This is a genomic window from Xanthomonas sp. WHRI 1810A (assembly GCF_040202885.1).
Classification (GTDB): Bacteria; Pseudomonadota; Gammaproteobacteria; order Pseudomonadales; family Pseudomonadaceae; genus Aquipseudomonas.
Genome location: NZ_JBEGED010000009.1, coordinates 233,118 through 254,715, shown reverse-complemented (window position 1 = coordinate 254,715; position 21,598 = coordinate 233,118). Strand labels below are relative to the sequence as shown.

General features: G+C 57.0%; 14 protein-coding genes. 6 read left to right on the top strand and 8 right to left on the bottom strand.

The window, feature by feature from the left end; translation table 11 throughout:
• Window positions 1-41 precede the first annotated feature (41 nt).
• The 3 genes from ABQX22_RS15720 to ABQX22_RS15710 form a co-directional block, all read right to left on the bottom strand.
• Window positions 42-611, bottom strand: coding sequence for a hypothetical protein (locus ABQX22_RS15720; RefSeq protein ID WP_349800770.1), 570 nt, complete (start codon window positions 609-611; stop codon window positions 42-44).
• An 84-nt stretch (window positions 612-695) separates the two neighbouring features.
• A protein-coding gene (locus ABQX22_RS15715; protein WP_349800769.1) for an IS3 family transposase occupies window positions 696-1,858 on the bottom strand; the annotation gives its coding sequence in 2 pieces (ribosomal slippage) (window positions 696-1,606 and window positions 1,606-1,858; 1,164 coding nt in all).
• Window positions 1,859-1,935: 77 nt separating this feature from the next.
• On the bottom strand, window positions 1,936-2,385 hold the full coding sequence (locus tag ABQX22_RS15710; protein ID WP_349800768.1) for a helix-turn-helix domain-containing protein: 450 nt from the start codon (window positions 2,383-2,385) through the stop codon (window positions 1,936-1,938).
• Between the two features lie 402 nt (window positions 2,386-2,787).
• On the opposite strand from ABQX22_RS15710, the gene ABQX22_RS15705 reads away from it, so the two are divergent.
• Genes ABQX22_RS15705 through ABQX22_RS15685 form a run of 5 tightly spaced genes read left to right on the top strand, consistent with a single transcriptional unit; the run spans window position 2,788 to window position 9,890 of the window.
• Entirely contained in the window at window positions 2,788-3,978 is a 1,191-nt protein-coding gene (locus tag ABQX22_RS15705) for an AAA family ATPase (RefSeq protein ID WP_349800767.1), read from the top strand.
• Between the two features lie 16 nt (window positions 3,979-3,994).
• Window positions 3,995-6,412 carry a S8 family peptidase gene (locus ABQX22_RS15700; protein WP_349800766.1) on the top strand — a complete coding sequence of 806 codons (2,418 nt, stop codon included), beginning with the start codon at window positions 3,995-3,997 and terminating at the stop codon, window positions 6,410-6,412.
• Window positions 6,409-7,536 carry a caspase family protein gene (locus ABQX22_RS15695; RefSeq protein ID WP_349800765.1) on the top strand — a complete coding sequence of 376 codons (1,128 nt, stop codon included), beginning with the start codon at window positions 6,409-6,411 and terminating at the stop codon, window positions 7,534-7,536. Before ABQX22_RS15700 ends, ABQX22_RS15695 begins: the two co-directional genes overlap by 4 nt.
• Entirely contained in the window at window positions 7,533-8,822 is a 1,290-nt protein-coding gene (locus ABQX22_RS15690) for a hypothetical protein (RefSeq protein ID WP_349800764.1), read from the top strand. The genes ABQX22_RS15695 and ABQX22_RS15690 overlap by 4 nt, the downstream gene beginning before the upstream one ends.
• Window positions 8,823-8,834: 12 nt before the next feature.
• Window positions 8,835-9,890, top strand: a complete 1,056-nt coding sequence (locus ABQX22_RS15685; protein ID WP_349800763.1) for a ComEC/Rec2 family competence protein — start codon at window positions 8,835-8,837, stop codon at window positions 9,888-9,890.
• 302 nt (window positions 9,891-10,192) lie between these two features.
• Here the strand turns inward: ABQX22_RS15685 and ABQX22_RS15680 are convergent, their stop codons facing one another.
• The 4 genes from ABQX22_RS15680 to ABQX22_RS15665 form a co-directional block, all read right to left on the bottom strand.
• Window positions 10,193-10,465, bottom strand: a complete 273-nt coding sequence (locus ABQX22_RS15680; protein ID WP_349800762.1) for a hypothetical protein — start codon at window positions 10,463-10,465, stop codon at window positions 10,193-10,195.
• A gap of 426 nt (window positions 10,466-10,891) precedes the next feature.
• On the bottom strand, window positions 10,892-11,371 hold the full coding sequence (locus tag ABQX22_RS15675) for a nuclear transport factor 2 family protein (protein WP_349800761.1): 480 nt from the start codon (window positions 11,369-11,371) through the stop codon (window positions 10,892-10,894).
• Window positions 11,372-11,419: 48 nt separating this feature from the next.
• A complete protein-coding gene (locus tag ABQX22_RS15670; RefSeq protein ID WP_349800760.1) occupies window positions 11,420-12,004 on the bottom strand; it encodes a TetR/AcrR family transcriptional regulator in 585 nt (194 codons plus the stop codon).
• 150 nt (window positions 12,005-12,154) lie between these two features.
• Window positions 12,155-14,509 carry an FdhF/YdeP family oxidoreductase gene (locus ABQX22_RS15665; RefSeq protein ID WP_349800759.1) on the bottom strand — a complete coding sequence of 785 codons (2,355 nt, stop codon included), beginning with the start codon at window positions 14,507-14,509 and terminating at the stop codon, window positions 12,155-12,157.
• Between the two features lie 229 nt (window positions 14,510-14,738).
• Between ABQX22_RS15665 and ABQX22_RS15660 the strand changes: the two genes are divergently transcribed.
• Window positions 14,739-16,895: a mechanosensitive ion channel family protein gene (locus tag ABQX22_RS15660; RefSeq protein WP_349800758.1), complete on the top strand. Its 2,157-nt coding sequence runs from the start codon at window positions 14,739-14,741 to the stop codon at window positions 16,893-16,895.
• Between the two features lie 196 nt (window positions 16,896-17,091).
• Here the strand turns inward: ABQX22_RS15660 and ABQX22_RS15655 are convergent, their stop codons facing one another.
• Window positions 17,092-21,396, bottom strand: coding sequence for a DEAD/DEAH box helicase (locus tag ABQX22_RS15655; protein WP_349800779.1), 4,305 nt, complete (start codon window positions 21,394-21,396; stop codon window positions 17,092-17,094).
• Window positions 21,397-21,598: the final 202 nt, after the last annotated feature.

Sequence of the window (21,598 nt, the reverse complement as noted above, 5' to 3'; positions counted from 1 at the left end):
CGCAAACAGGTACCTGTACGTCCGAGAAGTGACCCAGACAATTAACTGCTCGCAAGACGTGATTGCCAGACGCTTACGGGCAACGTTTGTAGGCTGGGGGTATTAGACAAGGTTTCCACGCTCAAGGAGGCTCTGATAGCCTGATTGAAAATAGGGCCGGAAGCTTCAAGCTCTTGGGTGAGAAGACCAGCAACCTCGACGATCACATCCTCGAATTGCTCCACAAGGCTAGTCGTTCGAGCCCAAAGACGATTGCCAATCGCTGAAATCTGTTGGTCAACCTCATCCGGGGTGCACGGCGCTTGGTTGAGTAGGCCGTGCAGCGTGATCAAGACCTCGCTAGTTCTAAATTTGTCTTGCGCGGCGCCCCCTATCGGAGAGTGGAAGATTTCGGAAGCCAATTCATTATTCACGCCCTTTGTCTGGCTCTTGTGCCCGCCGACTAGCGTCTCGGCCAGCACTCCAGCAAACAAGACAACTACACGTCTCTCCAAATAACTGACTACTGCACTAATGTCGGTGATGGGCCGGCCTTGAAAAATTTCAGCTCCGGCTTTATGACCTGCGAAACCTGTTAGTTCCATTGTGACAGCGCCGGTGCTAAAGCCCATCACCTTTGCCAGAACGTAATGCCCCATCTCGTGCTGTGCAAGCGTTCTCGCTCGTTCCTTGTGGTGCGGTTGGGTATGTAGTGGTCAACTGATCCCGGACACTGAATTGAGTTTTTCCTCAGCGACCGCAGGCGCTAGCCCTTCGTTGAACTGATGCGGTCGCCGCCAGTTGTACCGCTCCATCAAAAACCGGCTGATATCTTGCTGTGCCAGCGCAGCGCTCATGTAGCCCACCGTCGGGATCCATTCACTTTTTAGGCTGCGAAATAGTCGTTCCATCGGCGCATTATCATGGCAGTTGCCGCGACGACTCATGCTCTGTGTGAAGCGGTATCGCCACAGTCTCTGACGGAAACTCCGACTGCCATATTGGCTGCCCTGGTCGCTGTGAAACAATACGCTTTGCGGCCTGCCACGCTGCTCATACGCCATGTCCAACGCCTTGATCACCAAGTCGGCGTCGGGCTTGGATGAGAACGCCCAACCCACAACACGGCGGGCACAAAGGTCGATGACAGCCGCCAGGTAGTGCCATCGGCCCTCAGCCCAAACGTACGTAATGTCACCGCACCAGACCTTGTTCGGGGATGTAACGTTGAAGCCTCGATCAAGCACGTTCGGAATATCAGGCCGCTCCACAGTAGCCTTTTTGTAGGCATGTGAGCCCGGCTGTTTGCTGATCAAGTTCATCTCGCGCATCAACTTACGTACCTTGAATCGACCGATCTGCATGCCGTCCTCTTTCATCATCAGCATGATGCTCCTGCTGCCCGCAGCGCTTCGGCTTTGCGTAAACAGCTCGTTCACGCGGCTGCGCAAAACCACCCGTTCGGCATCTGGATACCGACGTTTGCGGCAGTACGCGTAGTAGCACGATCGGGTTACTTCAAATACCGAGCACAACAGATCAATCGGCTCTTGAGCCCGAAGTTGATCGATTAACGCGAACGCTCGTGTTCCTCGGCCATCAAGAGCGCGGTGGCCTTTTTTAAGATGGATTTTTCCCGTTCCAGCCGGTTGATACGGGCTTCGAGTTCCTGGATTTTTTGCTGCTCAGGCGTCAGGGCTTTGCTGGTCGGAGTAACACCGCCACGTTCTTGCTGGAGCTGGTTCACCCAACGGCGCAAGGCCGACTCAACAAGCCCAAGCGAACGTGCTGCTTCGGTATGGCTGTAGCCTTGGTCGAGCACCAGGCACGCGGCCTCGCGCTTGAACTCAGGGGTAAAGGTACGACGTTGCTTGGTCATCAGACACCTCTCTGTGGCGAGCATTCTCGCCTAAATGGGTGTCCGGTTTCATTAGACCACTACAGGTATGCATTTTTTCACTCTTCATCCAAGTCTTTGTCCAGAGACTTCCAACGACTCAAGGTTTCCAGCAACTTAGGGTTGAGCTTTAAATCCACCAAGGTCTGTATCTGCTCTCGTCTCCCGGCTGCGAAATCCACAACAAACGAGCTTACAACAACCTTGTTAGGCAAATCGACGCCCTTTACGTCGATCCAGCTCCCACGCCCCAACACGATAACCGGCTCGCCATTAGCACCGGTCACTACATACAGTCCGCCATCAGATTCTGGGCTCATTTCAGGAGGAATGACTCCTCGGCACTTGGCCATAAAGAGCTCGTAAGATGATTGGGGAACTCGGCGAACTCCACTTTCCCAATGTTCCCAAGCTCGCTTGGTAACTCCAACGAGTCGCCCGGCTTGGGTGGTGGTCAACCTGTGGCTCAGCCGCACAGCTCGTAAAACATCAGCATCTGATGGCGTCATCTCAGGCTCCGAAGGGTGAGTTTAGCAAAACCATTGAGCGAACAAAATTCGCTTGCGACGTACATTGTACGCCAGTCAAGGCTCGACGCAACCGAAGTGACACATGCTACTCGGCGCCCCATTTCAGGGGCAGCTCTTCACGGCTTCGCATCAGAGGCTCCCTATGTAAGTCCCTCAGTAAGGCGAAATGGCTCAGCATCTCCATCCACCGCACACCGCGAGGGCTCACATCAATGCCATTTCTCAGCCCAAAATGGCTGACGGCAGGAAATAATCACGTCGAAACTCGGTTAAGCGCATACACATGTAGCATTCCAGCATTTTTACGACGAAAACCGCATCGAAATCCATAAAAACCATATAGAATGTTTATCAAATCGCATACTCATCAGAGACCCCATCATGGAGAATTTCCCTATCGTCCTGGCTCTCTTGCGAGCATCTGTCCGGGACAAATCCAGCGCCGTCATTCAGCACGCAGAGCGCTTGCGAGAAGCGTTGCAGAAGGCCGGCGCCTCAGATCAGGCTCAAGCACTGAGTGAAGTCCTGAGTAGCACACGCAAACCAAGCGCAGGCAAGCTTGTTCCATCGCGCGTCATTAAGTCCCGAGCCGTGTCGGCTGGCGAGATAATGACACCGAACACGGCCTTTCCGGTGGATAAGGAAACTAGCACGCCTCTTGCTGAGATTTTCTTCCCTGAACAGCTCGCGGAGCTCGAAGCTCCAATCCTGAACGAACGACTTGTTCGTGCCACTGGACACCTACAAGAACAATGGATTGGTGCCGCCGAGCTACAAGCGGCTGGCATCAAGATTCCGCGTACAGCGCTATTCTTTGGCCCTCCTGGTACCGGCAAAACTCGTCTTGCTTTGTGGGCGGCCTCAAAGCTGGGCTTACCGGTAGTCCTTGCACGCCTTGATGGCTTGATGAGCTCGTATTTAGGTACCACCGCTAGGAACATTCGAACGCTCTTTGACTTTGCGAATCGCTACCAGTGTCTGCTGCTGCTGGACGAATTCGATGGCATAGCGAAACTGCGTGACGACCCTCAAGAACTGGGAGAGGTGAAGCGAGTAGTCAATGCTGTGTTGCAGGCTATCGATGCGCGATCTCCACTCGGACTGACCATTGCCATCACCAACCATGAAACGTTGCTAGATCCAGCAGTATGGAGGCGTTTCGATGCACGGATCGAGATTGGCGTACCCGATGCGGAGAGTCGTGTGGCGATCATTGAACGCTACACTGAGGGTTTTGGCATCAGGCCTGGCGCGGTCAAAATTCTGGCTTGGCTAACAGATGGTTACAGTGGATCCGACATCGAAACCATGTGCGATTTTTTAAAAAGACACATGACTCTTCGTGCAAGCAATAAGCCATCAGTGATAGATTCGATAAAACTTTTTCTGGATCTTTCTGCAACCAGCGATCCATCCCCTGCAAGAGATGCCGTTACTCGAGGGGAAAACACGTGGATGAGTCAGGTCCTGAGTTACAAGGATATAAAAATCGTTCAGGCGGATATCGCTGACGCGATTCAGTCAACCCAATCGAAGGTAAGCCGGCTGCTAAAGTCTGCTGAGCGAGCTTAGCTAAAAGGAATTTAGTATGGCAAACAATCCCGTTCAGGTCGTCCTCCAGACCGACCAATACATGAAGCTACCTGAAGGCGGCGGCGGCGGAAGCGCAAAGGATTTTTACGAAGAACGGGACAAAGAGTTCAAGCGTCATAAGCATCAGCTCCTCAAGCAGGTCGAAACCATTCGTACTGTTTTGTCCCGTGCGGGCGACCATCAAGTTGGCTATGTCAAGGTCAGACTCCAGTCCAGCGCATTGGCGAAATCTCATAGACCTGTAGATGCGCTTTTCAAGCCTAAGAGCCTGCCGCTGGTGGGCTCAGGCGCATTGGGTGAGCTTTATTTCGAAGTGACGGCGGAGACTTTAGGCTCGGTAGCTGAGGCCATCAGCGGAGCTGAGGAGACGGTCACCAAGCGCGACAACAAAAATAAACTAAAGGCGAGTACTGCTCGATCAGAAACCGGAGCAATCCAAGAGATTGTCTTACCTTCTTCGCAAGACAAACGTGCATTCAGCTTAGAGCAGGCTTCAAATCATTTTAAAAAATGGCCGGGAGCCCGCTACTTCACGGTAGAACTGTTCGTGGATGAGCAATCTCTTTCGGGAACAACCAAATCGCGATCTCCAGCGCTGAGTGAGCTTCGAAAGTTCAGAAAGGGAATTGAGACGTTCTCACCAGAATTGAAAATTTGGGCGTCTGGTGATGAGTGGCTAGCCTTGCACATCACAACCGTTCAGATTCCCCCCGCAATCGTTAAAAGCGCAGGCTTCGCAGAAACGCTAGCGTCCGTGATGGGCTTCCTGGATAAGTCTCCGCTTGTTCGCCGATATGCGCTAGGAGCGATTATCACCCGCGGCCAGCAATCAGTGCGTGCACACAAGTCAACCGTAAGTTCCGCGAAGGTTGTGTTACCTCAACCGCAGCCGGGGTTGGACTACCCGGTTATCGGCGTGATCGACGCCGGCATCAGCCGCGACAGCTCAATCTCGGCCTGGTCCGCAGGAACGGTCGACTTTATGCGAGAGGCAGATGTAGATAGGGATCACGGCACTTTCATTGCAGGCTTGTTGATCAACGGCGCGACTCTCAATCCGTTGCAACCTATCGAGCAAGATCCATGCATGTTCTTCGATTACGACCTTTTCACGGAAGACGAAGAGAAATTTGAGGACAATTTTCAGCACGGTTTCATCGACATGATGCGCCAACTTGACCTTGAGCTGAAGAGCCACCGTCCCGTGGGGATGAGAGTAATTAACCTCAGCCTCAACCCCGAGGCCATGACCGATCAAAATGGCTACAGCCCGTACGCAGCGATTCTTGATGAGATCGCTGACAGGCATGACGTGATCTTCGTGATCTCAGCCGGCAACTTGGACGGTGCGCAAACACGCAGCCGGTGGCCCGACAGCGCTACACCCGCGCTGCAACAACTCGCCACGTACAGACAGCTCGGAGCCGACCGCATCTACGTACCTGGCGAAACTGCCCGAAACATTACGGTTGGGGCACTAGAACCTATGGATCGCGCTGGAAAAACTAGGCCGGCGCGCTATTCGAGACGAGGACCAGCTACATCGGCAGGCATCAAACCCGACTTTGCTCATGTGGGCGGATGTCTAGCCACCAATAATCCACTCAACTCGATCGATCATTCCGGGTCATTGATTCCGGACGAGGGAACGAGTTTCGCAGCCCCTCTAGTGGCCAAAACAATCGCTTTGCTCGATCATCGCATAGAGGGGGAACAACCTCGTGATGTGCTGATGGCCCTTATGTACCATTTTGCCAGAATGCCCGCGCTGCTCAATGACAAGCTGCTCAATGACGTCAGTAAAGACTTCGCGGGATTTGGGATCCCTGCACCTGTCGACGATATGCTTGCTACCGATGACTCTTCGATCACACTCGTTTTCCAAGACGTACTCAAGGATCGTCTGGAGCTTTCGTTCGACTTTGAATGGCCCTCGGTTTTAGTCGAAAACGGAGCGACGCGGGGTGCCGTGGAGCTCACCATAGTCTACTCACCGCCCTTAGATCGCCGTCACCAAGCTGAATTTTCTCGCGTCAACCTGGATGCCTATCTGCGCCAAGAGACCATGAACAAGAAAACCAAGAAATTTTCCTATGCCGGTCGACTAAAACCTGACCATCCTGGGATTCATGAAAAACACCTGATTGCGCACGGTGCGAAATGGTGGCCGGTCAAACGCTACAGCCGAACCTTCACGCGATTGGAAGGTACCAGTAACTGGCGCTTGGTCGTGGAATCGCTCACGCGCGCCGGTACAGACTACCCATCCTCAGGAGTTCAATTTGCGGTCATCCTGACAATTTCGGATCCGGATAAGGAGGCCGCAGTCTTCTCGAGCGCTAGGAGGTCTCTCATGGCCAGAGGCGTAAGCTTGCGTGATGTACGAACTCAGGCAAGAGCGCGCGCTCGATGACCACTTTCAGACATCGAAAAACAGAAGGCCCGGGCACGCACGTTTTCATCATTGGAGTGGGAGATTATCCCTACCTCAAGGATGGATCAGGACGGACATCGCCCGACCACCGTGAGATGGGGCAACTGACGTCCCCTCCTGTATCCGCGATGGCTATGCTCAAATGGGTCGATTCAACACTATACAACCCTGACGCCCCTCTGAAATCGATTGAAGTATTGATTTCACAAGACGGCCAGGCTACGTACAAAGATGCAGACGGCCTAAGCCAACACATCGACCCTGCAACCTGGGTTAACTACGAAGCTTCAGCCTTAGCCTGGAAGACTCGAGCTAGCTCCGACCCAAAAAACGTCGCTATCTTCTACTTCTCGGGGCACGGGCTAGGGAATGGTGTTAACACATATCTTTTGACGCAAAATGCTGGGCATTCGGCCAACCTGCTTAGAGACGCGTTCCAGGTCAATGCGCTCAGGCTAGCAATGAGGGATTGCATAGCCCTGAATCAGCTGTACCTCATCGATGCCTGCCGAACGTTAGACCTCGCCGTGGTGCTGGATCCTAATGAAATTAGTCAGTCTGGCTTGCAGACGCCGAGTGTGTTGACCGTCTTCAAGGGGGCGAACCCAGTCCTTTACGCAGCGCAGATGGATAAGCAAGCGTATGGCGCCCCAGGACAAGTTAGCATCTTCACTGCGGCCCTACTGGATGGACTCAATAGGTGCGCTGTTTTTCGAGTCAACAATCAACGCTGGGCCGTCGCTCCCCTGCAGCTACAGCAAACGATCGCAGCGATTATGGATGAATCGACCGACGGTCCTGCATGCCCTGCCGATGGACTATCTGGAATGGGCTTCCCTATTCATGTCCTCAAAAGTGTGCCGGAGGTGTTGATCCACGTGCGTCTCGACAACGTAGATGTCCATCCTTCGGCCGAGATAAGTTATACCTCGCCAAGCCTGCGAAAGGTAAGACCTGACTTATCCCATCCTTGGAGGACATTCGTGCCACACGGCCAGTGCTCAGTAGCGGCGCTGTTTCAGCCTGGAACCAATTTGACTTCTGAGCCACAGGATATTTTTTTGGTTCCTCCATTCCAGAATATCACCCTGGAGGTTGTATGAATCCGAGCATCATCATCGAAGCGAACTCCAAAGAACTGTATCGCGCCCCGCGCGAACTCCTCTGCTCGATATGGCCGGTATCGATGGACGGCAGTGAGTTGAGAATTGGTGATCCCGTCTTTTCGAACCACATGGTGCTCATTGGGGCCTCTAGAAACGATGAGGCAGCCTCCATATTGACGCTACCCGCTGAAGGTTCGTACCTCATAGACATTGGGTATCCAAACGGCCGATCGCAGCGAGCCACAATTTCAGTGAAATCTAACCAGACCTATCGGTTAGTGTTGAACGCACAAAAAAGACGAGAAGTGCCTGCAACACCCAAAAAGGAGCACGATCTCAGCTGGCTGCCTAAAGTTATCAGCGCGGCGGCAAAGCGCAGCCCAAAGAAAAAGAACGACTTAGAAGTTAGCATTCTAACTCAAAGTGAAAAAATCCCACTTAACGGCCTGTATGATTTTTTTAACGATACCGCAAAGCGCACGCAAGACGATAATCATATATTTGTACAAACTATTTTTGATGAGCTGGGCCATGAAATACCTTTGACCTTCCCATCGTGGGAGTATTCCACGCCATCCGACTTCGACCCTAAGCGCAAGTGGCTGATGATACGCTCCAAAGGTAGATCGCAGACCCTTATTGCGTACCCCCAGGGCTGGAGGAACGGTAGCGATGCTTCCTTCAACCTTTTGATAGGCTATAAGAACAAAGAGCGGCACGACACCTCCAGGTGGACGGCCTCGCTTAAGCTGATGGATCCGATATATGGCTCCATGGTGGAGCATTTAACCCGGCGCGATATTTGTTCATCACGCCTCATATCTGAAAGCGAACGAGGCAGGGCCGTCACCGCTCTATACAGGAAAGCGGATAATCCGTTCTCAGCAGCTGCCGCAGCTTACATTTTCGCATTAGACGGCAACGGAGAATCCACCCACAAAGCATGGATGAGCAATCTCAACGACAGGCACGACTGGCTTCCTGATAGTGCAATCGCATTGGGTTGGAAGACGCTCTACGACGGCGACAATGATGTGCTAGCTTGGCAAAAAGCCAGGGAGCTTTTTTCGCTGGCCTGCTCTCGTGGCCTGCCATACTACACAATAGGGCTGCATATTCTGGTAGATGCTTTGACATTACTTTCCCAAGTCACTCCAAATGATCACGAGATTTTAGGAATGCTTGCGGCAGCCAAAGCAGCCGACGTGGCCTGCGTCAGGACAGAACCTTTTACAACTTTGCAAATTCCCAAATATCTCGGCTTGCCCGTTAAGCGGTCGTAGGAGGGGTTGCCGATGATCCAATTGACAGCACTACCCGCCCTATATGGTGATTGTTTGTGGCTAGAATACGGAGCAGAAGCGGAGTCTAGCGTGATACTCATAGATGCGGGACTGTCGGTGCCCAAGGCCCTGAAGTCTCGCTTACAGGAATTGGCGGCCAAAGGGGGGCATCTTGAGCTAGTTGTGGTGACTCATGTCGATCGGGACCACATAGGCGGCATGCTCACTCTGCTTCAAAATGACTTCTATGGGGTTCCGGTGCGTGACGTGTGGTTCAACGGGTTTCGGCACCTTCCTGCACCTGAGGGTCTCGAAGCGTTCGGCGAGAGGCAAGGGGAGCGTTTAACAGAATTGCTTCTGGAAAAGAAAATTCCATGGAATGTGGAGCAAAAAAACGGCGCGATTCTTGTTTCTCCGGATCATTGTCCGACTTTCGAACTCCCCGGCGGATCCCGGATCACGCTTCTCTCCCCGGATGCTGATCAGCTAAGACGCTTGCGGGCCAACTGGGTGAAAGTTTGTGGAGAAGCCAACCTTTACATCGACATGCTCGCTCAGGCAGAGTTTTTTGGTAAGAAGGGCTTGGAAGCGTTCGGACCCGCTACACCAGACATTGAAGATATGGCTAGCCAAACATTTCTAGAAGACTCCAGCGAAGCCAACGGCAGTAGCATTGCATTTATTTTTGAGTATCAAGGAAAGCGTATTCTTTTTGGTGCTGATGCCTTTCCTTCGAGGATTCTTAACTCGCTTAGGCAAATAGCTGGCAGTCCGCCCTACAAGTTTGACCTGGTAAAAGTACCGCATCACGGCAGCGAGAACAATGTGTCCAGGGAGCTCATGGAGGCGCTAGAATGCCAGAAGTACTTAATTAGCTCGAACGGCTCAATATATAAACACCCGTCTCAGTCAGCTGTGTCTCGCATTATAAAGTACAGCACACGTCCTAAGCTCCTGTTCAATTACAGAACTCCGCATTCAGAAGTATGGGATAGCCCCCAACTAAAAATACTATACAAATACTCAACCGAGTATGGTAACGAGGGCGAGATTCCTATTCCCCTTTGACTAAGTTGCATGCGTTAAAGCGCAATTTTAAGTACTCCTACTTCCCCTGTTGGGCTATCCCACCGTCTTTTAGGTCCAGACAGTGTTTACTATGGTGTATGATTATGCTGGTTTCCAAAAAAGCAGTTAGCTAAGGACGTCGGTTTAACCAGAAGGCTCCCCAGATGGATCTTGGAATTCTCTTCCAAAATCGGTAGCAGCTTAATCGTGCTAACGTGCTAAGAAGGTATTTTCACGAAATCAGCTGAACATTGAGGCGAGCAGAAGCCGATACTGCTATACTTTAAAATCAATCGTATTCTTCATTCGGTAGAGTATAATGTGTCGGTGTTTCTGCGATAAGCTTGATACCGAATCAGAATACTATCCACGGCGTTGTTTAAATTAGCCAGAGCTACTTTTTCCGCCATGATTTTAGCGACTATTTTGGCTGTCGATGAATGAAGTCTGTATTCAAAGCTTATGTTGAAGAGTTCCATTATGGGAATCGCATTGAACGCTTTCGTCAGCATAGGAAGGTGCGAGATCTCTGGTGCTTCGCCTCGAAGGCATGCTTCAAAAATATGGGCGCTCATCCTGTTTACCTCAATGGTCAATGCAAGGTTATATATATCATAGCCTTGGCTCTGTGCGAAGTCCTTTCGGACATCGATTCCGATCCGCCGCCATTGCAGCCAAGAAGCAGATGGTAATTGTTCGCTGCCACCACAAAGTCTGAGGGATTATGCAGTACGGTAGCATTCAGCCATGACGCGCCTTGAGCGTTGAAACTGGTACAGCGTCTAAAGTTTTGGACTGATTTTTGGCCTATACTTTACATTAGCTCAAATCTTGTTATGGTTATTTTGTGGCAAGCCCTTGAGGACTAGAGGAAAAAACCTTACACCCTAGATCTCAGCTATCCTTTCCCGTTCTAGGCCCTAGTGGCTTCCAGGACCGAATTGAAAAAGCCCCCGACAGCTCAGCTGCCGGGGGCTTTTCATTTATGCGCTATCCCGCGATCAAAGGCCCAGATCGGACAAACCCGGGTGATCATCCGGGCGGCGGCCCAGCGGCCAACGAAACTTACGCTCTGATTCTTTGATCGGCATGTCGTTGATGCATGCAAAACGGTTGGCCATCAAGCCGTCTTCGGCGAACTCCCAGTTCTCGTTACCGTACGAGCGATACCAGTTTCCAGAGTCATCGTGCCATTCGTAGGCGTAGCGCACCGCGATGCGGTTGTCGGCAAATGCCCACAGTTCTTTGATCAGCCGGTAGTCCAGCTCCTTCTTCCATTTACGGGTTAGAAACTGCAATGCTTCTTCGCGGTTAGTCGCGAATTCGGCACGATTGCGCCAGTGCGTATCGAGGGTATAGGCGAGCGATACTTTCTCCGGGTCTCGGCTGTTCCAGCCATCTTCGGCAAGGCGAACCTTTTGCATTGCGGATTCCCGGGTGAACGGAGGAAGTGGCGGGCGAGTGTGGGCATTGGACGACATAGCGAAGTCTCCAGTCAGATTGAGCGAGCATCGAAGTAGGGCGTTTCTTTATTCAGCAGGTGCCAAGGGTGACGCCTGCTCAAGCAATATCTGGGCAACAGCCTTTGCGCTGTCTGCGGCGCTGAAATCGCCCATGACGCGGGCGAGGGTAATGGCGCCATCCATCAGGATCAGCAACTGCTTGGCCAGCACAGCAGGCTGGGGGACAGCCAGTTGCTCGCATAACGCCAGGGCGTAGTCGAACAGCTTTTGTTTGTGCACTTTTGCGATCACGCGGACAGGGTCATTCGAGTCGCCGATCTCGCCCGCCGTATTGATGAAAGCACAGCCGCGAAACCCTTCGGACTCAAACCAGCCTTTGAGCACGTCGAACATCTTCAAGATGCGCCCGTGGGGCGTGTCAGCCTTGTCCGATTCAGCGCTAAACCACTGCATCCAGCGTACGTCGCGAACCTTGAGTGCGGCGGCAGCGACGTCGTCCTTGGTGGCGAAATAGCGATAGATACTTTTACGCGCCACGCCGGAGGTTTTCACCAGAAGGTCCATGCCGGTGGCGTGGATACCGTTTTGATAAATTAACTGCTCGGCAGTCACGAGAATCTTGTCGCGAGTTTCAGTATTGGTTGTATTCATGGGGCCGATGGTAGAACGATCGTTCTCCTCGGTCAAGCAAGTTTAAGCCCCTATTCATGCAGCCAATTGCAGCGCCGCTTGCCCGCGAATTTCGCAAGCCCGATGAGGGCCTGACGACACTCGCCATCGCGGGCAAGCTCGGTGCAGCGATTACTGCACCTGATCCTTCTCCGGCAGCGCACGCTTCATATCTTCGGCAGTGGGAAACGCGCGGCTCAGCACCACCGGCACGGATTTGGCGGCGGGCACTTTGCTGCGTTCGGCGTGATGCCAGAGCGGCACCAACGGGTTGCATTCCGGGTAATACGCGGCGCTGCAGCCTTCGGGAATATCGTAGGCCACGATCTGCAGCGGCCCAACCTGGCGCTTGATCTCTGGCTCGATCGCAGTCGTGACCTGAACCCAGTCACCCGGCTTGAACCCCAAGCGGATCACGTCGTTGCGGTTCATGAAAATCACGCTACGGGTCCCGCTGACCCCGCGAAAGCGGTCTTCATAGCCGTAAATGGTGGTGTTGAACTGGTCGTTGCTGCGGATCGTCATCAACTGCAGCACATCGCGGCGGTCATGATTGGGGAACACGTCTTCATCCACGCTCAAGGTATTGGGCGTAACGAACTGCGCGCGCCCGCTCTCGGTTTTCCATTCGCGGCTGGCGGCGGGAATGGGTCGGTGAAAACCTCCCTGCTCCCACATCCGGGTTTCCATATCGTGGAAGATCTCGGGATACACCTGCGAGATGCCCTGACGTATCAGCGCGTAATCGCTGCGCCACGCCTCCCAGTCGATTCGCTCTGCGCCCGACAGCGTCGCCTGCGCCAACCCGGCGAGGATCGCTGTCTCCGAACGGGCTTCGGCGCTGGCCGGTTCACTGTTTCCGCGCCAGCCGTGGATACAGCCAGTGCTGTCTTCGGTGCTGTAGACCTGCTCGACACCATTCTGGCGGTCCAGCTCGATCCGTCCCAGGCACGGCAACAGCCAGGCATTCTTTCCGGTGACCAGATGCGTGCGGTTGAGTTTGGTCGCGATCTGCACATTCAACTGCAAGCCCGCCCAGGCCGGTTCCATGCGCGACGTGTCGGGGGTGGCCCGGAGAAAATTCCCACCCAGCCCGATGAAGCCTCGCACGCTACCGTCGAGAATGCCTTCGCAGGTCTCCACGGTATTGCGGCCTTTCTTCTCTGGGACGTGGAAGCCATACAACGTCTGGATTTTATCGACGGGTACTTTCTTCGGGTCCTCGGTGATACCGACGGTGCGCTGCCCCTGAACGTTCGAATGGCCACGCACCGGGCAGATGCCGGCGCCGCGCTTGCCGATGTTGCCGCGCAAAAGAAGCAGGTTGACCAGCATCTGCACGCTCTGGACGCCCAGACGATGTTGGGTGATGCCCATGCCATAAATCACCATCACCCGCTCGTGCCTGGCGTACACCGTGGCGGCGGCTTCCAGTGCGCTGCGGCTCAGTCCCGCGGTGCGCTCGATGACCTCCCAGGAGGTTCCATTGACTGCGGTCTGGAACGCCGAAAAGCCTTCGGTGTGTTCAGCAATGAACGCCTGATCAATGACCGGCGTCTGGCCTTTTTCCCGCGCCGCCTTGTCCATGTCGAACAGCGATTTGGCGATGCCCATCACCACAGCGATGTCCCCGCCGATTGCCAACTGGTGGTACTGCGTGCTGATGACAGTCGATTCAGGGCCAAGCATTTCAACGGGCGATTGCGGATTGACGAAGCGTTCCAGCCCGCGCTCGCGGATCGGATTGAACGTGATGATCGGCACGTTGCGTTTCCGCGCTTCCTGCAACGGGTGCAGCATGCGTGGGCTGTTGCTGCCGACGTTCTGGCCGAAAAAGAGAATGCAGTCGGTGTGCTCGAAGTCGTCCAGCGTCACAGTGCCCACCGGTACGCCAATGCTTTCCTGCAGGCCGACGGAGGTGCTTTCGTGGCACATGTTGGAGCTGTCCGGCAGGTTGTTGGTACCGTAGGCCCGAGCGAACAGCTGGTACATGAACGATGTTTCCAGCGAAGCCCGGCCTGAGGCGTAAAACACTACGCTGTCCGGTTCCATCGCCCGCAACTGGCTACCGATGTCCTGCCAGGCCTCGGCCCAAGTGGTTTCCCGGTAATGGTCGGTGACCGGGTCATAGCGCAGGGGATGGGTCAGGCGACCGTGCTGTTCAAGGTCGTAATCGGTCCACTGCAGCAACTCGCTTACGCTGTGACGCTCGAAAAAGGCAGGGCTGGTCTTGCGCGACGTCAGTTCCCAAGCAGTGGCCTTGGCCCCGTTTTCACAGAATTCCAGGTGGTGCGGCTTGCCGGGCTTGGCCCAGGCGCAACTGACGCACGCAAAGCCCCCGTGCTTGTTCTGTTTAACCAGCGGGATGAGCGAGCGCGTCATGGTTTGCTCGCGCCACAGGATCTCCATCACCGACTTGGCCGATCCCCAGCCGCCTGATGCGGACGTGTAAGGACGGTAGTGGGCTTTGGGATGAATGAGTGTCATGAACGTCGTGCCTCGGGAGCGCGGGCGTGCCCGAAACAGGCCCCCCATACAGCTGTGACGAAAGCCGCTGGCAAAGGTTCGTTACGATTTCTGGCGTCCCGATGTGGAACTATTGCCCGAATGGATGTGGGCAAAAAACCGAACTTGCCGGATGAAAGTCGATCAGTTCATGTGGGTTTTATTTCTGCCTCCTGTCATCCACTGTCCCTAGCGAGGAGTGATCAGCGTTTTGTCGACTATCAAGACCGTCTTGTTGCTGTGCATCATATTTTTCTCCGGCAGCCTCACTCTGCAGGCCGCCGATGCTCCCGCCGCCACTGCCACTGCTGCTGCACCCGCCGATCCCGCACCTGCCGCCGAACCCGAGAAACCGGAAATATTGCTTCAGGGCGGCTTGCTCGGGGCGATCAGTTCAAGCATCGACGACGTGCAGGACAAGCTTAATCTGGACGACGATTTGTTCGATTCATGGCGTCTGCGCGCAGATCGGGCGGCGGATGAACTGGACAAGCTGGTCAACAAGCCGTCGCCGCGATCCAAATGGCGGGTAGCCGGCGACTTCCTGATCCTGTCTGCGGCGTGGATTGGCGCCTTTGCGCTGCTGCATCTGCTGGGCAAATGGCTCGTCGGGCGCGTCAGCCGGCACCCTTATCTGGCCAAGCGCGAACGCGTGCGAGGGGTGTTGGGGTACCTGATCCCCTTTACCCTTCCGGCGATGATTTGCCTGCCGCTCACACTCTACACCAGCCATTTCATGGCGCTCTCGGCGGGTCGGGCACTGGCGCTGTGCCTGGCCTATTCCACCAGCAGCGGCATCTTTTCGACGTCCATCATCTTGAGCGTGATTGTGCTGTTTAACAGCGGGCACAAACGTCCCGCCGTGCGACTGATCCGACGCCTGAGCCCGAGACCCTTGTTCGTGGTCGGCTTCCTCGCGGCCCTCAGCGATGCACTGACCAGCCCGCAAATCGCCCGCCAGATCGGCAGCAACGTCACCACCAGCGTGGCCGTGTTCACCGGGCTGTTTGCGTCTGTGGTGTTCTGCATGTTGGTGTTGCGGGTCCGGCGTCCGGTTGCGCACTTGATTCGCAACCGCTCATTGACCAGTCGCCTGTCCCAGCCGGCGCTGCAAGAGTCGCTGAAAATCTTCTCCAGCCTGTGGCACTGGCCGATTCTGCTGATGATCCTGGTGTCGGCGATCAACCTGATCGGTGCCGGCGAAGACAGCCAGAAGGCGTTGCGTTGTGCACTGCTGACTACGGTGCTGCTGATCTCGACCGTATTCCTCAGCACGCTGGCCCAGCACCTGTTCAAACCCACCGAAGCGCGCGTCGAGCATGCGTACAAAGAGCGATTGATGAGCTTGCTGCACGCGGTGGTGCGCATTGGCCTGGCCATTGGCTTCATCGAATTGCTGGGGCGAATCTGGGGGTTTTCGCTCTTCGAGTTTGCGCAGCGCAATGCACTGGGCAAAGTGATCAGCGATTCGTTGAGCAGCATCGGGCTGATTTTCCTGGTGACCTGGCTGCTCTGGGTGGTGATGGACACGGCGATTCAGGAAGCCCTGAAGCCGCCAGCCCACAGCCGCTCCGCACGTCAGCCCAGCACGCGGGTCAAGACGATCCTGCCGCTGCTGCGTAACGCGATCAAAATCATTCTGCTGGTCATCTGCACCATCACGACCATGGCCAATCTCGGCATTAACGTGGCGCCGCTGCTGGCGGGTGCCGGGGTTGTCGGTCTGGCGATCGGATTTGGTTCGCAGCAATTGGTGCAGGACGTGATCACCGGGCTGTTCATCATCATCGAAGACACCATTTCCATCGGCGACTGGGTGGTGCTGGACTCTGGCCACGCCGGCACGGTCGAGAGCCTGACCATCCGCACCTTGCGCCTGCGTGACGGCAAAGGCTTCGTGCATTCGGTGCCGTTCGGTCAGATCAAGGCGGTCACTAACCAGTCCCGCCAGTTCGCGTATGCGTTCTTCTCGTTCCAGTTCACCTACGATTCCGACATCGATTCGTCGACCTCGCTGATTCGAGAAGCGGGGCAATCGATCAGCGAAGACCTGCTGCTCAAGGGCAAGCTTCAAGGGCCGCTGGAAGTGTTCGGGCTGGACCGCATGGACATGAACGGGATCGTGATCACCGCCCAATTCCGGACGTCGTCGGGTGGGCAGTACGCGGTGAGTCGCGCATTCAACGACCGGCTCAAGCGCCTTGTGGATAAAGCGGACGACGTACGCTTCGCGCAAACTTATCCACAGGTGGTGATGAGCCCGTACAACGGCGCGGGCTCGCACGCTCTGGAGGAGGGCGCTGAGCAACAAATGGCGCCGGGCAAGGCAACGCTGGTGAACAAGGACGGCTCAGAAACCCCGGTTTGAGCTGAACTGTAGGAGCGCGCTTGCCCGCGATTGAGGTGTGTCAGTCACTTAATCAGCTGATCAGAAACCTATCGCGGGCAAGCGCGCTCCTACAAAAGCTGCGCACCGACGCGCTCTACGCCGCCGGTCTCAATTCCAACAGCCGGTCCGAAGAGGCCAGCGGCCAGGTGTTTTTCCGTCGCACCGCGCAAGGACCTCACCGCAACAACCGATCCCGCACCTGCGCGGTGCCGAGTGCATCGAGCTCCAGCCAGTAAGTCGGCTTGCCCGCAATCACCGCCGCCGCTGCAATGCCATCCCGGTACACCAATCGATTGCCCACCAGCGCCGGTACTTTCGCGCCGGGCAGCAGGGTGCCGACCAGGTTCAAGGGGTCCGCGCCGCTGATGCTCACCAGGCTCCCGTCCAGCGGGCGCTTACGAATTTCACGCAGCAGCGGGATCGCTTCGGGCAGCGCAAACTGCTCGCCGGCCAGTCCGCTGACAAAGCGTCCGCCTCGAATCTCGCCCCGCGCCTCCAGTCGATGGAAGGTCCTCAGCAGCTCTCGCCAGCTGGGCAACCAGTCCGCCTCGCGCTCCAGCACGCGCCAGAACACCACGCCATAACGACGCAGCAAGGTCTTGGCGATGTGTTCCAGCGTCGCGGGATCGGTGGGCGGGGCGCGGCGGGATTCAACAACCGCTGGCGCTGAGGCCCGACGCAGCAGGGCCCAGCGTCCGGCATCGTCCATGCCGCCGATGAATGCCCCACGATTGCGCCGACTGGTGTGGGCCGAGCGCTTGCTGGCCGGCGTGATCAGCGCGCGCAGCCCGGCGAAGCTGTCGGCATTGACCAGCCCGGCGCCGACCAATTCCTGCAGCGCATTCTCCAGTTCGGCCCGCAGCACATGCGCTTCGACCGTCAGCTCGTCAAAGAACATCGCGCCATGAGTCGTCAGGGTTTCGTGGACTTTCTGCGCCCGCAACGAGAGCTCTGTGGGCGCCGGCTGTTCGGTCAGGCCGCTCCACAGTCCCACTTGCGCCCGGGGCAACAAGACGATGGGTGTACTGCGCAACGCCGACGCCCCGACCTTGTTACGGTTCGCCAGGCGCATCCACACCACTTTGCCCGAACGGCATATATCGTCCAGCCAACTGGGGGAATAGTCCTTCAGGCGCGCGGGCAAAATGTCGGCGTCCCACGCACCGGCTGCAGTGCTAAAGCCTTCGAGCTGATCCAGTACCTCGGGCAACGCGGCCTTGCCCTGGCTCTTTGTCACGGTGGACAAATGCTGCCACTCGAACAGAAATCGCATGAAGTCCTGCAACGACACAGGCTCGATTTCCCTACGCAGGCGCTTGACCGTGTAGCGATGGATGCGCGACAGCAGATGCCGTTCGCACCACTGATCCTCGCTGGCACCAAGACTGAAACGGCCGCGCAGTACGTAGCCTTCGGTCTCCAGGCTTGTCAGCGCCTGAGCGATCAGGTTGTCAGGCATCGCCAATGGCGTGGCGATGGCCGACAGCGTCAACGGGCCGAATCCGCTCAAACGCGCGCGGACCATCTCCACACTGGCGTCTTCTTCCGACCACACCTCGTCGAAGCCGGCAATGGCCGCCAGCGGAGGGTGCATGTGCGCCGTGGGATAAACGGCCTGCAAACACGTGAGGCGTTCCAGCGGGATCCACAACGCGTGATCAGGATTGACCTGCAAGCGGGTGGCTCGCCCTGATTTGGCCAACGCTTCGAGCCACTTCATCCAGTCCTGCTGCGCGCGGGCTTCTGCGCCACTGACGCAGCCCAAGGTCATCAGCGCTTCGTGCATCTCGTCCGGGTTTTGTGGCAGCGGCCAGGCTTCGTCGCACACCGCGGTGATCGCCTCGGCATCCAGCGCGCCAAGGTCGTCCGAAGACTGCGGGTCGCTCCAGCGGCGGTTGAGTACGGCCTGGGTACGGCGTTCCTCAAGCGGCGCGTCATCCAGAAACGCATACGGCCGGGCGCTGAGGATTTCCGCCGCCAACGGCGAGGGCGCCGGCAAGTCGCGACTGATCAGCCGTACTTCGCCACGCTCCATGCGTCGCAGCAAGGCCAGCCAGCCCTCGGCGTCCATGGCCTCGTGCAGGCAATCGTCCAGCGTCTGCTCTACGAGCGGGTGATCCGGCACTTCGCGTTCGCCCACCAGGTTTTCCAGGCAGGCGATCTGGTCGGGAAACACCGTGGCGATCAGGTCTTCGCTTTTCATGCGCTGCAACTGCGGCGCGACCTTGCGGCCGCCCGTGTAACGCGGCAGCGCGAGTGCGACGCCGGCGTTCCAGCGCCAACGCACGCCGAACAGCGGCGCGTCGAGCACGGCCTGAATCAGCAGGTGCTCGGCGGTGTTGGAATGCAAATAACGCCAGACGTCGTCGAGGGCAAAACTGTGGCTGGTGGACAGCGACAACACGATCGCGTCTTCACTGGCCGCAGCTTGCAACTCGAAATTGAACGTGCGGCAAAACCGCTTGCGCAGCGCCAGACCCCAGGCGCGATTGACCCGGCTGCCGAACGGCGTGTGGATGATCAGTTGTGTTCCGCCGGATTCGTCGAAGAAACGCTCCATCACCAGTGTGTTTTGCGAGGGCAGCGCGCCCAGGGTGGCGTACGCCCGAGACAGGTATTCGACGATTTGGTCGGCGCTGGCGTAATCCAGGCCGAGGGTGTCCATCAGCCATTCCATGCAGCGCGACAGTTCACCGGGGTGCGCGGTCAGCAACTCGTCCAGTTGTTCTTGCAGGCGCGCGACGGCGAAGGACAATTCAGCGCTGCGACCGGGCGCCTCGCCGAGCCAGAACGGAATGTTCGGCGGCATGCCCTGGGCGTCCTCGACCCGCACCCGGCCGGACTCAATGCGCAGGATGCGGTACGACGTATTGCCCAGCTGGAAGATGTCGCCCGCCAGGCTCTCGACCGCGAAGTCTTCGTTGACCGTGCCGATGTTCAGCGCCTGGGGTTCGAGCATCACGCTGTAATCGGCGTTGTCCGGAATCGTGCCGCCGCTGGTGACGGCGGTGAGTTTGCTGCCACGGCGCCCGCGCAAGGTCCGGGTGATGGCGTCGCGGTGCAGGTACGCACTGCGCACGCCCTGACGCCCGGTGTACCCCTCGGCCAGCATCCGCAGCAGCGCTTGATAATGTTCTTCATTGACGCTGGCGTAGGGCGACGCCTGGCGGAACATGTCCAGCAGCGCTTGTTCCTGCCATTCCTGGCAGCTGACCTCGGCAATGATCTGCTGCGCCAGCACGTCCAGCGGCGCCTCGGGAATCAGCAGCGTGTCCAGCTCGCCGCGGCGTACGCAGTCGAGCAGGGCGGTGCACTCGATCAAGTCATCCCTCGAGGTGGCAAACAGTCGGCCTTTGGGTGTGCCGCCGACCTGGTGGCCGGAGCGACCGACCCGCTGCAAGAACGACGCAATGGAGCGCGGCGAGCCGATCTGGCAGACCAGGTCCACATCGCCGATGTCGATCCCCAATTCCAGCGACGCGGTGGCAATCAGCACCTGCAGGTCGCCGCGCTTGAGCCGTTGTTCTGCGTCCAGCCGCTGCTCTTTGGCCAGACTGCCGTGGTGCGCGGCCACCGCTTGTTTGCCCAGTCGCTCGCTCAAATGCCGGGCCATGCGTTCGGCCATGCGCCGTGTGTTGACGAAGATCAGCGTGGTGCGGTGCTTGCGGGCGAGGTCGGCGAGGCGGTCGTACACCAATTCCCACACGTCATTGGACATGATCGCCGACAGCGCCACGGGCGGGACTTCGATGCCCAGGTCCCGGGGGCGCGCGTGGCCGATGTCGACAATGGCGCACGGGCGTTTGACCGGATCGCTGCCCACCAGAAAGCGCGACACCCGCTCGATGGGTTTTTGCGTGGCAGACAGCCCGATTCGCAGCAGCGGCTCACTGCACAGCGCCTGCAAACGCTCCAGGCTCAGCGCCAGGTGGCTGCCGCGCTTGCCGGCGGCGATGGCATGGATTTCATCGATGATCACCGTGCCGGTGCTGGCCAACATGCGCCGGCCGGAGTCCGAACCCAGCAGCACGTAGAGCGATTCCGGCGTGGTCACCAGAATGTGCGGCGCCGTCTTGCGCATCAAGGTGCGGTCTTTCTGCGGCGTATCGCCGGTGCGCACGGCCGTGCTGATGCGCAGCTCCGGCAACCCCATGGCGGCCAGCTGCCGGGTGATCCCCTCCAGCGGATTCTGCAGGTTGATCTGGATATCGTTGGACAGCGCCTTGAGCGGTGAAACGTAGACGACAAAGGTCTGATCCGGCAGCGCGCCGCCTGACTCAAGGCCCTTGTGGACCAGATCGTCGATCACCGCCAGAAACGCGGTCAGGGTTTTGCCCGAGCCGGTGGGCGCGGCGATCAGCGTCGACATGCGCCGCTTGATCAGCGGCCAGGCCTGCGCTTGTGCCGGCGTGATCGCCGGGAACGTGGCCCGAAACCAGGCGCTGACAGCGGGGTGGAAATCGTCGAGCACCGGGTCGATTGTCTGGGGTAGGTTCATGACCGATTTTATGAGGGCGCGGCGGGGCAGATGCAAGCGCCGGTGATCGGCAGGTGCATCGCTTTGTAGGAGCGCGCTTGCCCGCGATTGCGTTCTTTCTGTTCCCCAACTGCTGACTGACACGGCTCTATCGCGGGCAAGCGCGCTCCTACAGTCCGAGTGCGGGCTACCCTGTTGGGAGAAC

Coding starts and splice junctions, on each gene's coding strand:
- ABQX22_RS15720 (WP_349800770.1), bottom strand. CDS start 611: ATGGGCTTTAGCACCGGCGCTGTCACAATGGAACTAACAGGTTTCGCA.
- ABQX22_RS15710 (WP_349800768.1), bottom strand. CDS start 2,385: ATGACGCCATCAGATGCTGATGTTTTACGAGCTGTGCGGCTGAGCCAC.
- ABQX22_RS15705 (WP_349800767.1), top strand. CDS start 2,788: ATGGAGAATTTCCCTATCGTCCTGGCTCTCTTGCGAGCATCTGTCCGG.
- ABQX22_RS15700 (WP_349800766.1), top strand. CDS start 3,995: ATGGCAAACAATCCCGTTCAGGTCGTCCTCCAGACCGACCAATACATG.
- ABQX22_RS15695 (WP_349800765.1), top strand. CDS start 6,409: ATGACCACTTTCAGACATCGAAAAACAGAAGGCCCGGGCACGCACGTT.
- ABQX22_RS15690 (WP_349800764.1), top strand. CDS start 7,533: ATGAATCCGAGCATCATCATCGAAGCGAACTCCAAAGAACTGTATCGC.
- ABQX22_RS15685 (WP_349800763.1), top strand. CDS start 8,835: ATGATCCAATTGACAGCACTACCCGCCCTATATGGTGATTGTTTGTGG.
- ABQX22_RS15680 (WP_349800762.1), bottom strand. CDS start 10,465: ATGAGCGCCCATATTTTTGAAGCATGCCTTCGAGGCGAAGCACCAGAG.
- ABQX22_RS15675 (WP_349800761.1), bottom strand. CDS start 11,371: ATGTCGTCCAATGCCCACACTCGCCCGCCACTTCCTCCGTTCACCCGG.
- ABQX22_RS15670 (WP_349800760.1), bottom strand. CDS start 12,004: ATGAATACAACCAATACTGAAACTCGCGACAAGATTCTCGTGACTGCC.
- ABQX22_RS15665 (WP_349800759.1), bottom strand. CDS start 14,509: ATGACACTCATTCATCCCAAAGCCCACTACCGTCCTTACACGTCCGCA.